Annotated in this window: 14 protein-coding genes; 5 read left to right on the top strand and 9 right to left on the bottom strand. The window is 65.2% G+C overall.

Annotated elements, in window-relative coordinates; genetic code table 11:
- Positions 1-49: 49 nt before the first annotated feature.
- The gene (locus TX79_RS16335; RefSeq protein WP_049928706.1) at positions 50-847 is read right to left on the bottom strand and encodes a DUF5806 family protein; all 798 of its coding nucleotides are present in this window, start codon (positions 845-847) and stop codon (positions 50-52) included.
- Between the two features lie 209 nt (positions 848-1,056).
- On the opposite strand from TX79_RS16335, the gene TX79_RS16330 reads away from it, so the two are divergent.
- Positions 1,057-2,193, top strand: coding sequence for a thiolase family protein (locus tag TX79_RS16330; protein WP_049928705.1), 1,137 nt, complete (start codon positions 1,057-1,059; stop codon positions 2,191-2,193).
- 244 nt (positions 2,194-2,437) lie between these two features.
- On the opposite strand, the gene TX79_RS16320 is transcribed toward TX79_RS16330, so the two are convergent.
- Positions 2,438-2,695, bottom strand: a complete 258-nt coding sequence (locus tag TX79_RS16320) for a hypothetical protein (protein ID WP_154660567.1) — start codon at positions 2,693-2,695, stop codon at positions 2,438-2,440.
- Between the two features lie 340 nt (positions 2,696-3,035).
- Between TX79_RS16320 and TX79_RS16315 the strand changes: the two genes are divergently transcribed.
- Positions 3,036-3,377, top strand: coding sequence for a hypothetical protein (locus TX79_RS16315; protein ID WP_049928702.1), 342 nt, complete (start codon positions 3,036-3,038; stop codon positions 3,375-3,377).
- 32 nt (positions 3,378-3,409) lie between these two features.
- Here the strand turns inward: TX79_RS16315 and TX79_RS16310 are convergent, their stop codons facing one another.
- Genes TX79_RS16310 through TX79_RS16295 form a run of 4 tightly spaced genes read right to left on the bottom strand, consistent with a single transcriptional unit; the run spans position 3,410 to position 8,483 of the window.
- Entirely contained in the window at positions 3,410-5,095 is a 1,686-nt protein-coding gene (locus TX79_RS16310) for an aldehyde ferredoxin oxidoreductase family protein (RefSeq protein ID WP_049928701.1), read from the bottom strand.
- 55 nt (positions 5,096-5,150) lie between these two features.
- The gene (locus TX79_RS16305) at positions 5,151-5,966 is read right to left on the bottom strand and encodes an energy-coupling factor transporter transmembrane component T family protein (protein ID WP_049928700.1); all 816 of its coding nucleotides are present in this window, start codon (positions 5,964-5,966) and stop codon (positions 5,151-5,153) included.
- On the bottom strand, positions 5,963-7,693 hold the full coding sequence (locus TX79_RS16300; protein WP_081655624.1) for an ABC transporter ATP-binding protein: 1,731 nt from the start codon (positions 7,691-7,693) through the stop codon (positions 5,963-5,965). Before TX79_RS16300 ends, TX79_RS16305 begins: the two co-directional genes overlap by 4 nt.
- Before the next feature lie 7 nt (positions 7,694-7,700).
- Complete coding sequence (locus tag TX79_RS16295) at positions 7,701-8,483, bottom strand: hypothetical protein (protein ID WP_230198606.1); 783 nt, start codon at positions 8,481-8,483, stop codon at positions 7,701-7,703.
- A gap of 249 nt (positions 8,484-8,732) precedes the next feature.
- Here TX79_RS16295 and TX79_RS16290 point away from each other — a divergent pair, with 249 nt between their 5' ends.
- Both TX79_RS16290 and TX79_RS16285 read left to right on the top strand, forming a co-directional pair.
- Complete coding sequence (locus TX79_RS16290; RefSeq protein WP_049928698.1) at positions 8,733-9,467, top strand: 2-phosphosulfolactate phosphatase; 735 nt, start codon at positions 8,733-8,735, stop codon at positions 9,465-9,467.
- Positions 9,454-10,254: a sugar phosphate isomerase/epimerase family protein gene (locus tag TX79_RS16285; protein WP_049928697.1), complete on the top strand. Its 801-nt coding sequence runs from the start codon at positions 9,454-9,456 to the stop codon at positions 10,252-10,254. The genes TX79_RS16290 and TX79_RS16285 overlap by 14 nt, the downstream gene beginning before the upstream one ends.
- Before the next feature lie 32 nt (positions 10,255-10,286).
- Here the strand turns inward: TX79_RS16285 and TX79_RS16280 are convergent, their stop codons facing one another.
- Positions 10,287-10,550 (bottom strand): hypothetical protein, encoded by a 264-nt coding sequence (locus TX79_RS16280; protein WP_049928696.1) that lies wholly within the window; start codon positions 10,548-10,550, stop codon positions 10,287-10,289.
- Between the two features lie 160 nt (positions 10,551-10,710).
- On the opposite strand from TX79_RS16280, the gene TX79_RS16275 reads away from it, so the two are divergent.
- Complete coding sequence (locus TX79_RS16275) at positions 10,711-11,136, top strand: hypothetical protein (protein WP_049928695.1); 426 nt, start codon at positions 10,711-10,713, stop codon at positions 11,134-11,136.
- 181 nt (positions 11,137-11,317) lie between these two features.
- Here TX79_RS16275 and TX79_RS16270 read toward each other — a convergent pair whose 3' ends face one another.
- Both TX79_RS16270 and TX79_RS16265 read right to left on the bottom strand, forming a co-directional pair.
- The gene (locus TX79_RS16270) at positions 11,318-11,875 is read right to left on the bottom strand and encodes a DUF7344 domain-containing protein (RefSeq protein WP_154660566.1); all 558 of its coding nucleotides are present in this window, start codon (positions 11,873-11,875) and stop codon (positions 11,318-11,320) included.
- Between the two features lie 245 nt (positions 11,876-12,120).
- A complete protein-coding gene (locus TX79_RS16265) occupies positions 12,121-12,828 on the bottom strand; it encodes a hypothetical protein (protein WP_049928693.1) in 708 nt (235 codons plus the stop codon).
- Positions 12,829-12,889 lie beyond the last annotated feature (61 nt).

The following is a 12,889-nucleotide window of genomic DNA, read 5'->3' as shown; positions in this document are numbered from 1 at the left end:
TCGATCGGCAGTCGATCGCTCGAGCCGACGGTTGCGACCGGACGGGGAACTACTCGAGGTCCTCCTCGCGCAGTTGTTCGCTGGCCTCGCGGACCTCACGCATCACCGACGAGATGCGCTCTTCGGCCTCGAGTTCCTCCTCGACGGAGAGGTCGACGCCCTCGACCTCGAGCAGGAACTTGGCGACTTCGGTCGACTCGTACATGACGTCGTCGAGCTCTTCGGCGGTGAAGAAGTCACACATCGCGCCGTAGAGGAAGGTCGCGCCCGCCTTCCGTACCTTCTCCTCGAAAGAGGCCCGCGCCTGGTTGACCGCCTGCGGGGTGTAGGTGTCGGTCATGAACGGCACGAGTTCGGGAAGGTTCTCGCCGATCTTGGTCATCTCGACGCCCGTCTCCGTGCGGAAATCGGAACAGAGTCGGGCGATGGCCCACTCGCGGGCCGTGATGTAGGTCCGGTCCCGCAGGAACTCGTTGACCCGCTCGTACTCCGCGCCGTCCATCTTCTTGAACCGGGCGTACTTCCGGACGTCCTCCGGCACGTCCGAGTCCTCGGCCTCGGGATCCGGGACGTTCGGCATGGGGCCGTCGTCGTCCGCGTCCGTCTCCGCCGCAGCCGATTCGGATTCCGCGTCGGCCGCCGTCTCGGAGTCGGACTCGTCGGTATCGACGTTCGTCTCGGGCTGCGTCTCGCCGGCGTCGGGTGTCGTTCCAGGTGCCGTCTCGTCGTCCGACTCGTCCGTTTCGACGGCCCCCGTGCCCGCGCCGTCCATCTCCGCGTCGCCCGCCTCGCTCGAGGCTTCGGGGGACTCGTCGCGTTCGATCCCGTCCACTCCGTCGTCGTTCATGCGCGCGTATTCCCACAGGCGCGGGATAAGCGTTGTTCTCGTCTCGTCCCCGCGCGAGCCGTTCCCAACTGGCCGGCCGACGAGCGACACCTGTCGGTACAGCCCCGGAGTACGGTCGGGCCCGGTAAGCCGCCCGCGACGCCGTAAACGGCTGGCCCGTCCCCCCGAGTTCTACCGGATTTAAGTCCGTGAAGGCTGTTCGCTAGAATATGTCACAGACGCCAGTCGTGGTGCAGGCAGTCCGGACGCCACAGGGGAAAGAAGACGGTGTGTTCGCCGACGTCCGCAGCGAGGACCTCTCGGTCCCGCTGATCGACGAGATCCTCGCCGAGACGGGCCTGTCAGGTGACGAGATCGACGACCTGATGTGGGGCTGTGCCCAGCAGCGCGACGAGCAGGGGAACAACCTCGCCCGCGTCATCGCCCTCCTCTCGGAGCTGGGCGAGTCGGTTCCGGGGACGACGATCAACCGCTGGTGTGCCTCCTCCATGCAGTCGGTGATCTCCGCGTCGGACGCCATCGCCGCGGGCAACCGCGACGCGATCATCGCGGGCGGCGTCGAGAACATGAGCCGCGTGGCGATGGGCGAGAACACCCACAACGTCCACCCGCGGATGGCCGAACTGTACAACATGGGCGAACTCCAGATGGGGATGACCGCCGAGAAGGTCGCCGAGGAGTACGACATCTCCCGCGAACAGCAGGACGAGTACGCCGCCCAGAGCCAGCAACGCGCCGTCGAGGCGACCGAAGAGGGCCGCTTCGAGGACGAGATCGTCCCGATCGAGACCGACGAGGGTACCGTCGAGGAAGACGAGGGCCTGCGGCCCGGCACCACGCCCGAGAAACTCGCCGAGTTGCCGACGGTCTTCAAATCCGACGGCACCGTCACGCCCGGCAACGCCTCCCAGATCTCCGACGGCGCATCCGCGCTGCTCGTCACCAGCGAGGCGTTCGCCGAGGAACACGACCTCGAGATCATGGCCGAGATCGGCCAGAATAACGTCGCCGGCGTCGACCCGACCGTCATGGGTATCGGTCCGGTGCCCGCGACGCGGGGCCTGCTCGAGCGCAACGGCCGCGACATCGACGAGTACGACCAGGTCGAACTCAACGAGGCGTTCGCCAGCCAGACGATCTACTGCCGCGACGAACTCGGCATCGATCAGGACATCTTCAACGTCAACGGCGGTGCCATCGCAATCGGCCACCCGCTTGGTGCCTCGGGCGCTCGCCTCCCCGTCACGCTGATCAACGAACTCCGTCGCCGCGGCGGCGGCCTCGGCCTCGCGACGCTCTGTGTCGGCTTCGGCCAGGGTGCGGCGATCGAGTTCGAGGTCCACTGAGGGGCGGTCGCTAGGCGTTTTGGTCCAGATTTTGCGAGGGCGCTCACGTAGTGAGCGGCCGAGACAAAAGGTGGTCGCGCCAGGGTGCGGCGATCGAGTTCGAGGTCCACTACGACGGAACGGTAGTCGTCTCGCATCTCCGGCTCGTTTTCGCCGTTTCGGCGCGGTCGTCGTTCTCGGTCGACACTCGAGAGCGACCGCTCACCGTCGTTCGAAAAAGCGAGCGCCGTGGTGCTGGCTCCGGCTAGAGCGGGACCTCGATCGTAACGTCCGACAGGATCTCGGAGACCGGCTCGAGCAGGTCCTCCTCGATCGGTGCGACGACGTCGTCATCGACGGGGTCGTCCCCCGGTAGCTCCGTCGTACTCTCCTCGACGGTCACCTGTTCGGAGACGTCGATGGAGACCTGTTCGGTCGCGTTCTCGACCGTCCGTTCCTGTTCGGTGTCCGCTGCCGCGAGGCCGCTGGTCAGCGCGAGCAACAGGACCAACGCCGCCGACACCGCGATTACTCGTCCGTACCGCTGCGCGCGAGTCGTCGATGTGTTCGCGTTCATCGCTTGTCTACCCCTTCGGGCAGTGGTGGATCGACGGCCTGCACAGTAAACGAGCCGACCGTACGACGGGTGAACGGCGACTTTCCGCGCGACAACCGCGAGCTAGCGACGGGACCACCGCTCCGGCCGTCGATCGCGAGACTGGGCGACGATTCGCGTGTTCAAGCCGGGGTATCGACCTGGTAGGCGTCCCCTTGTGTGGCCGACGACCGCCGACCCCGTCCGGACCTATCAGTCGAGCCGACGTATGGCGGCCGATTTAGTAGCTGCGGACCCAACGTGGGGTATGAGCAGCCTCCTGCTGGCCGTTATCGTGGGCATCCCCCTGGCCTGGCACCTCGGGTTGACCGCGTTCGTCTACTACGACGCCGGCCGGGTCGGCCTCGAGCCGCCGCGAAAGTGGGCGGCGATCACGGTCTGCATTCCGCTGTTCGGCTTTTTCATCTACCTGTTCGAGCGCAGCGAACTGTCCTACGAGCCGGAAACCGACCCCTACAGGGGCAACAACTTCAACGTTCATCCCTCTCGAGCGGACGACGCGCCGCTTCGGTCGCGGGGTGACGACCGTCTCGAGGCCGACGGGGACGCCCAGTCGAAGGCAGACGGCGAGAACGACGGCCGGGAGTGAGCCTGTACGCCGATCCCGGCGGGGGAGTCAGATCAGTCGTCGGCGGGTGCACCCCTCGAGGACCCGAAGCGGTCGGCCGGGACGGTGCCGTCCTCGTTCCAGCCCCGTTCCTCGTAGTACGCCTCGAGGGCGGCGTCGAACTCCGGCAGGTCGTAGGGGAGGTCGTCGTCGGCGCGGTCGAAGCCCCGCTGGTTGTTGAAGTGCCGTTCGAGGGAGACGACCTCGCCGCCGAGGTCGAGCAACGCCTCGTAGTCGGCGTCGAGTAAGGTCTCGATGCGCTCCTCGGTGAGGAAGTCCCGCGAGAACTTACAGAGGACCGCGCTGTCCTTGACGGCGTTGCGGTTCTCGAGTTCGACGAGTTTGGGCGGTTTCCCCTCGAGTCCCTCCTTGGGGAAGGCCTCCTCGCTGTCGACGAGCGGGTACTCGTAGGGGTAGAACTCGGCGTACATGTGGTCGGCACCCCGGTTCGAGGTGGCGAACGCCAGCCCCTGTCCCTGGAGCGTACGGCCGTCGTGGGCGGGGAACTCCATGCCCTTCGTCGTCCAGTTCTCGACGCCGAGCTCGTCGTGGAAGCGATCGATGCCCTCCGCGAGCGTGTCGCCGACGCCCTCGCGGTACGCGATCTGTTCGACGAGGTCGTGGATCAGGTCGACGTTGCCGAACTCGTCTTCGGCGGCGAGGTAGGCCGCGACGGCGTCGCCGGCCGAAATCGCGTCCAGTCCGAGGTCGTCACAGAGCTTGTTCGATTTCATCACGTCGACGATGTCGTCGACGCCGGAGTTCGGCCCGAAAGCCATCAGCGTCTCGAACTCCGGTCCCTCGGTTTCGACGCCGCTTTCCTCGTCTTTCGTCGGGAGTTTGCAGGCGAACGCACAGGCCGAGCAGGTCCCTTTCTTGTACTTCTTCTCGGCGACGCGGTCGCCGGTGACGCCGTCGATGCCCTCGAAGGACAGTTCCGAGAAGTACCGCGTCGGCAGCGCCTCGACCATGTTGGCGTACTCGGTGACCGACGTGGTGCCCGACTCCTTCATGGGGTGGTCGGCCTGGGCGGCCTCGCCGTGGATCTCCATCTGGAGCGGCGGAATCTCGACCTCGCGGGTCGAGTCGCCGTCGAAGGTGATCGCCTTGACGTTCTTCGATCCCAGCACCGCGCCGAGACCGCCGCGGCCGAACGCTCGCTCCTTCGAGGTCATCATCGAGGCGAAGCGCACTTCGTTCTCGCCGGCCGGCCCGACGACGACCGTGTGCTCCGACTCGAGGCCGTGCTCGTCGGCGACGTACTCGCAGGTCTCCGAGACGGTCGCCTCCTCGAGCTCCGGTACCGCCTCGAACTCGACGCCCTTGTCCGTGACGTGGACGACGACCAGTTCGTCGCTCGCGCCGGTGATTTCGACGGCGCTGTAGCCCGTCCCGGTGAAGTTCCGCGAGAGGAAGCCGCCGGCGTTCGACGAGAGCAGGCCGTCGGTCAGCGGCGAGACGCCCGTCGCGGACATCCGGCCCGTGAAACTCATCGTCGAGTGTTGCAGCGGTCCGGTCGCGAAGAAGACGCTGTTGTCCGGCCCCAGCGGGTCGACGTCGAACGGGAGGCGGTCGTGGGCCAGTTTCGTCCCGAGCGCCCGCCCGCCGAGGTACGACTCGAGGACGTCGTCGATCGCTTCGGTATCGGCCGTCCGCTCCCCGACGTCGATCGTACACAGCGGTCCTCGTACGTGTTTCATAGTCGATAGTGTGGAACGTACGGCGGGAAAACGATACCGGTCGGTTCACGGCCGACTAGAGGAACGGGAAGACGATTCCGGCGACGATCAGCGCCGACCCGCCGAGAAAGAGCACGTCGAACCGTTTCACGCCGAGTCCGCCCAACTGCAGTTCCCGGCTCTCGTCGTCGGCCAGCGAGCGGGAGAATCCCCGCGTCTCCAGCGCCTGGACGGTGACCTGGCTCCGCTTGGCGACGTTGAAGATCATGGGGTAAAACGCCCGCACGGAGAGTCGGATCAAATACAGGTAGTAGCGCCAGCGGAACCGGCCCGGATTCTCGGGAGCCTTGCTCCGGAGTCGGTGGACGTTCACGAGGTCGTGATACTCCTCGATCAGCACGGGGAGCATCCGGTAGCCGTAGCTGATCGCGAACGTGAACTGCCGGGGAACGCCGATGCTCATGAACGCGCGGCTGATGTTCTTCGGGGACATCCCCGAGAACACCGCGATGGACGCGACCGAGATGATTGTCAGTTTCGTCGTGTACGGCAACAGGGCCAGCGCGCTAGTCACGAAACTGCCGCCCATGAGTACCGTAACGAACGCGTAGAGGACCACGTTGCTGACGACGCCGAAGGCCAGCAGGCCGATGAGGTACTTGCTCACCCGCGAGAGCACGGCCAGCGCCGAGACGAACGCGAGCAACCCGCCGAGGATCCGCATGTCGTAGAACAGCCACGGGATGACGAGGAAGGCACCGTACCAACAGAGCAGGACGCGCGGATCGAGGCGATCGAAGATCGTTCCCTCGTTGTCGTAGGCGGTTCGCAGCAGGTCCTGCTTCAGCCCCTCGATGGAGAGGAGGCCCTGGGCGTTTTCGTCGTAGGTCACGCGTCCACCTCCGATCCCGTGGTCGATCCATCGGTCAGGTGCGCCGCCAGTTCCTCGACGGTCAACGCGGGCGGGGAGCGCCCGAGATCCCGGCTCAACTGGACCACCTGTGGCGGGCGGAGGTTACACGCCTCGAGCAGGTCGGGATCCGCGAGGACGTCCCGCGGCGGGCCGTCGGCGCGGACGACGCCGTCGTCGAGCGCCACGACCCGCGTGGCCCACTCGGCGACGAGTTCGAGGTCGTGGGTCGCGACGATCACGGTCTCGACCCGGTCGTCGGCCCGCTCGATGGTCCGTCCGACCTCCCGACGGCTCGCCAGGTCGAGGCTGCCGGTGGGTTCGTCGAACAACAGCACGGCCGGATCGGTCGCCAGGCCGATCGCCAGCGACGCGCGACGCTGTTCGCCGACGCTGAGGAGTCGCCCGTCCCGATCCGCGAGCCCCTCGAGGTCGAGAAACGAGAGGATCTCGTCGACCCGCTCCTCGACGTCGTCCGCGCCGCGTTCGCGGAGGTAGTAGGCGACGTCCTCCCGAACCGAGTCGCGGATGAACATCTCCTCGGGGTTCTGATCGACGTAGGTAACGTCCGAAGCGAGCGTCTCCGGGAGGACCTCGCTCGTATCGGTGCCGTCGACGACGACGGTCCCGCCGTCTGGTCGTTCGAGGCCGGTAACGAGCCGCAACAGCGTGGATTTCCCCGCGCCGTTGGCACCCACGAGCGCGACGCGTTCGCCGACGCCGAACTCGAGGGACAGCCCCTCGAAGATCCGGAGGTCGCCGTCGCGCAGCGTCGAGTAGCCGTGATCGACGTCGCGGAAGGTGACGATCGGCTCGCGGTCCGCTGGAGGCTCCGTACTGGCGTCCGTCCGGTCTCCGTCCGCTTCCGGCGTCGAGACCGAACGGAACCGGCCGAGCGCGTCCGCAAACGTCGTCGGGTACGGCCCCTCCTCGAGCACCCGTTCGGCGACGCGGGTCACCTGCGGCGGGTGGAGCCGCCGCTCGCGGAGGTCCTCGAGCCGGTTCAGCGCTTCGTCGGTGGGGCGTTTCCACGCGACGCGGCCGTCGTCGACGAGCACGACGCTGTCGCAGTACTCGGCGACGAACTCGGTGTGGTGTTCGATGGCGACGATCGTCATCCCGCGGTTGTTGAGCCGTTGCAACCGGTCGTACGTCGCCTCGGCGTGCATGGGGTCGAGTTGCGCCGCCGGTTCGTCGACCACGAGTATCTCCGGCTCCATCGAGAGCGCGGCCCCGAGCGCGACGAGGTGTTGCTGGCCGCCGCTTAGCTCCCAGACGAACCGGTCGTCGGCGTCGGGCAACTCGAGGTCGTCGAGCGTCTCGTAGGCTCGCTCGCGATAGTCGTCGCGGCCGTAGTTCAGCGGGCCGAACGTCAGTTCCTCGAAGACGGTCGGCGTGACGAGCTGGTTTTCGAACTCCTGGAAGACGTAGCCGACGGTCTCGGAGAGTTCGGCGACCGACGACGCCTGGACGTCCGTCCCGGCGACGGTCACTCGCCCGTCGAAGTCGCCGTCGAAGAAGTGGGGGACGAGCCCGTTGAACGTCTTGCACAGCGTCGTCTTTCCGCTCCCGTTGCCGCCGAGGATCGCGACGAACTCGCCGGCCTCGATCTCGAGCGACGCGCCGGACAGCGTCGGCTCCGTCGCCCCCGGATACCGGAAGCTGACGTCAGCTACCTCGATCACGGTGGCGTCCTCTGTCCCTGTCATGGTCGGCTCAGGCGGTCCGTCGTTTCGCGATTCCCCAGACGGCCAGCGCGACCAGGGCCGCGACCGCGATCGGGACGAGGATGAAGTTCTCGCCGTAGACGTCCATGAACTCCGGCTCCCAGACGACGTTCAGGCCGTAGCCGGCCTCCTCGGCTGCCTCGAAGGCGAACGCGAGCGGGAACGCGACCAGCACCAGCAGTGCCGCCTTGGGGGAAACGCCCTCGAGCATCGAGCCACCGGGCGTACCGCGGTAGGGATCCATCCCCATCAGGGGTTCGATCTTGCCGTGGAGCTTCGGATAGAGGTACAGTGCCGGAATAACGCCGAAGATAATCCCGGTGACGACCATCTGGACGACGAAGTCGACCCCCTCGAGGACGATGATGCTCTCGGGGAGGCCGGGGACGGCCTCGAGTTCCTCGACGCCGATGTAGAACTTTCCGATGTCGACGAACATCGCGAGGAACTCGTTGAGCCCCTCCGCGATGAGCACGACCAGGGCGAGCTGGACGCGGTTGTCCGGGTCGCGGAAGAGCAACGCCGCGAAGAAGAAACACGTCGAGACCAGCAGAAGGTCTTCCATCACGCCGAGTCCGTTGAAGTCCCCGAGCAGGATGTCCTCGAAGACGACCTCGCCCATCGGGACCGCGAGGGCGGCCCAGAACGTCCGGAACAGCAACACCAACACGATCGGAATGAAGATGAAGTCACCGACCCCGACTTCGAGTGGCCCGACGTCGAACTCCGGGATCACCTCGGTGACGGCGTACTGTAACCCACTGAGGGACATTACGAAGATAAACACCGTCATGTCTCGCTGATCGAAGCTAAACCACCCTGAACTGTCCGCCGTCGGCGTCCGTGCCATTGCGTCCGGAGACCGGTCGTCACGGTATTTGAGCAGTTATATTTCGTATACGAGAGCGGTGATATATGTACGTTCTAGCTGGTGTGACTACGGACCCGACATTCCGGATACGTACGGGTATGCCCCGCTATTAGCGGCGTTTATCACTGGTTGGCGAAGACGGGACGGACGATGGAACGAACGATACCAGACCGGTCGTTCACGGATCGGCTCATCGACGGACGGGATCGCTTGCCCCGCGTTCCCGACGCAGGCGACTACGTCGTCATCGACGTCACCCACTTCTCGACGACGGTAGCCGAACTACTGGGGCTGGGCGCGCGGTACGTCCACGTCACCGACGAGCGCGGCGACGAGTTCGCCTACCGGGAGTCCCATCCCGAGACGCTCATCGGCGGCGGCAAGACCGACGACTACGAACCGATCGAGGGCTACGACTTCTTCAACTCGCCGAGCTACGTCCAGGAACTGGACGTCGAGGATCGACCGACGAGCATGACCTCGAAAAACGGCGGGACGGCGGTCGCCCGTCTCCGTCGCCGCGGCGGGGACGACGTCGACGTCTTCGTCGGTGGCTACACCAACGCGGCCGCCCTGGCCGACCATCTCCGGACGCGCGACCGACCGGTCTACCTGGTGAGTTGCGGCTCGAGCGGCCGATCCACGATGGACGACCATCTCGGGGCGGTCGTCGTCGACCGCTACCTGCGGGACGAACCGCTCTCCGCGGCCGAACGCGAACAGTTCGCGTCCTTGCTCGAGGCGAGCAAGGCCCCCGACTACGCCGACAAACCCGAGATCAGGCGTCGCGACCTCGGGGAGTACGCGACGGCGATCAACAGCCGGGAGGTCGTCCCGAAACTCGAGGACGGCGTGCTCGTCGACGTCGCCGATGACGGGGCGTAAGCTGCCCCGGATCGGCGCGTCGCTAGATATCCGCTACGATGAATCCGTCGAGTCGATCGTCGAGTTCCTCGTCGATCGGGGATTGAACCACCTCGAACTCCGGCATGGCTATCTCGACGTCCGCGGGCGACCGTCCGCCGAGCGCCTTCGCGAGATCGCCACCGACTACGACGTGACGTACACCGTTCACGCCCCTCACATCGACGCGACGCTCGCGAACGTCAACGAACGGCTGCGCGAGGCGTCCGTCGAAGCGGTGACGGATGCCCTCGAGTTCGCCGCGGCGATCGACGCGGGCGGGGTCGTCGTCCACGGCGGATCGACGCGCAACCGGTACCCGGACGCGGTCGATCGACACCAGCGGGAGCAGGCGATCACATCCATCCGCGAGTGCGTCGCCTGCGCCGACCGCGTCGGCGTTCCGCTCTGTCTGGAGAACCAGCGCGAGACGGCGTCGAAATTCCGATACACCGCCACGCCGGACCGGCTCGAGCGGTTCCTCGAGTCGGTCGACGCGGGGAGCGATCGCCTCAAACTGACGCTGGACGTCGGCCACGCCAAGGCGACCGGCGTCGACTACGAGTCGTTCGTCGAACGGTTCGGCGATCGCATTCACGTCGTCCATCTCCACGACAACGACGGCACGGCCGACGACCACGAGCCGTTGCCGGGATACGAGGCGGTCGTCGACCGCGTCGACGCGCCGTACAACGTCCTCGAGATGAAGTCACTCGCTGACGTGGACCGCTGCGTTCGCGGCTCAGCGTCCGACCGAACGGTGCCGTAGCGCCGCTGACGCTATCGCGAGCACGGCGTCGCTCACTCGAACAGGAGCGTCCGATCCGCCGAGACGTGGCACTCGTCGTCGAGGACGACCTCGAGACGGTCGTCTTCGATCAGGTCGTCGATCTGGTCGTGGGTGAACCGGCCGTCGCACTCGGGACCGATGAACGTCACGTATCGCTCGGTCCGCTCGACGACCGTCGCGAGCGAGGCCCCGGAACGATAGTGGTACCGAACCGTCGTCCCCGGAAAGAGCGCGTCGGCCGTCGTCCGGACGTACCGACTCCGTTGGAATACCATACGGGGGGACTCGCGAAGGCCGGTAAATCTCTTCTGTCTCCCCGCCGTTCAGGTGATTCCGCTTTTGGCCCGGACGACTGACACCGGACTCGATTACGTCAGGTTGGGACGACGTGATGGAAAGCTTTTACTACTTCGTGTAAACTGTGCTTTACATACGATGGTCGACGCAGCGAACCTACGGGAGTACGCCAGTAGCGCACTCATGGTCGTCAGTGTAATCGCGATGACTGCCGGAGCGGACGTGGTCGACGACCCCGGCCTCAGCGCCGCCCTGGCTGTCGGTGGGGGCATCGGACTCGTCGTCGGCGGATTCGTGGCGTTTCGAGTGCTGGAACGAGGCGACGAGGTCGACGAGCGGAGCTTCCAGATCGGTCTCCGGAGCGCTGCCGTCTCCCTCTGGACGCTCGTCTGGGGGCTGTACGTCTGGTCACAACTCCAGGACAACACCACCGTGACGATGCCCATCTTCGATTCGTCGCTCGTGCTGACGCTGCTGGCGGTCGTCGTCTTTCTCGGCGCTTACACGTTTTACGACCGCGTCCTCTGGTCGGGATCACCCTCGAGTGTCGGTGATGCCCGCTGACGCGGAGGGCGGCCTTCGACGATTGGTACGCGACACCAGTGCGGTGAACGGGAGGAGACGAGACTCCACGACCACCGCGACGGTCCGTCGGGGAACTGACCGTGACGGAGGGGCTGTGAGACGGTCCTCGGCCGTGATCGGTGGAGGGATCGTCGCACTCTCGCTGGCTCCGCACGTCACTTTAGAGAAGGAGAACCGAACACAGCACCACGATGAGCAACGATTCCAGGATCAGTATCGTCGTCGTGTTGTTCCGGATGCGCTGTCGGAGCGTCGACGCCGTGGCTCCCGCAGCGGGATCGGACTGACGAGGGTCCGTATCGATGGTCGCGTCTCCGGCCAGCGTTATCGGTTCGTCCGAGACGGGTTCGGCCTGGCTCCTCGCCCGGGGTTCGGTGTCGATCCGTCGTAGTATATTGTCGATTCGATCGAACCGATCCGACCGTTCGATCACGTCCGTAGCGTCGTCGTACGTGATCACGTCCAGTTTCGATAGCTTCGGGATGTGATTCTGTTTCAGCGACACGCGAACGCTATTTCTCGACGAGGTGTGCGGTGCGTCCTGGCCGTCCGTTTCGACCGTCACGATGCAGTCGACCACTTCGTTGAGTTGGACGCGGTTGCCGCGCTCCCTCAGCACCCGAATGAGTATCCGCCGGCGTCCGTTGGACAGAATCTCGAATATCCAGTCCCGGTCGGCGTCACGTTCCGGCGGCTCTCTTTCCCCTTCTATACTCATATATAGTAATCAATATCAGTATACCATCTAACTAAATATTGGAACATTATTCTTTTGATCGACCATTTATTTTCCTCTTTTTATCCCTGTTCGAATATCGTTCGGGAACTCGTCTTTGCGAATTTATTCGCGTGCTGTGTGTCGAACGGTGGTAGCCGGCGACGCCGTCTCCGATTCGGATAGCGGTTTCCACGAGGATTTCCTCGTTCCATCGCGATTCGGTACATCGGTCAGGGGGCGGACAGTCACCGGGAGCGTTTTCCACGACGTTTTCCGTAGACGAATGTCCCGGCGATCACTCCAGTGAGGACGACGCCTGCAGCGAACGTAGCCAACGCGACGGTGAGCATCGAGAGTCCGTCGTCATCGGCGTCGTTCCCGTCGCCTGCAGCCGTCGCCCCTTGTGCTTCGACGCCGGCCTCCGTGATCTCGAGCGTGGTCGCTTCCGTTCCAACGTCGCCATCGTCGGCTTCGTAGACGGTCAACGCCTCGGTGTTGACGAGCGTATCTTCCTCGATGAACCGCAGCTCGGCTTCGTCGTCTGCCTCGCCGACGACGTCGAACTCGAGGACCGCCAGCGTGGGATCGTCGTGGCCGTCCTGGTGTGAACTGGTGAGATACACCCAGCCGTCTTCGGCATCGGAGTTCGTGACTGGATCGGGTAGGTCCTCCCCCGACGCGTTCGCGAACTGCACGACGGACGGATCGAAGGAGACGTTCGCCTCGTAGCCGGCAACGTTCTCACCCGTTGCGAGGAGCGACACCTGTGCCGTCCCCTCCGGCGCGTCGGCTTCGGCCCGCAACTCGAGTTGGAAGTCCGTTTGCTGTTGGGTGTCCGCTTGCGCGAACGTGGCTCCCGTTCCGGCGGCCGCAACTGGCGACACGAGCGCGGGCACTACGAGGAGGGCGACCAGGGCGGCGACTATCCGTGATCCTGTGATCGAGACTGCCATGGCTACTACCAACACACCACAACCAATAAAAATTTCCATTGATGAATACGATAATTGATAC

This window comes from Halopiger goleimassiliensis (genome assembly GCF_000455345.1).
Lineage (GTDB): Archaea > Halobacteriota > Halobacteria > Halobacteriales > Natrialbaceae > Halopiger_A > Halopiger_A goleimassiliensis.
The sequence above is the reverse complement of the archived record's forward strand: the minus strand, read 5'-3'. Positions and strand labels throughout refer to the sequence as shown.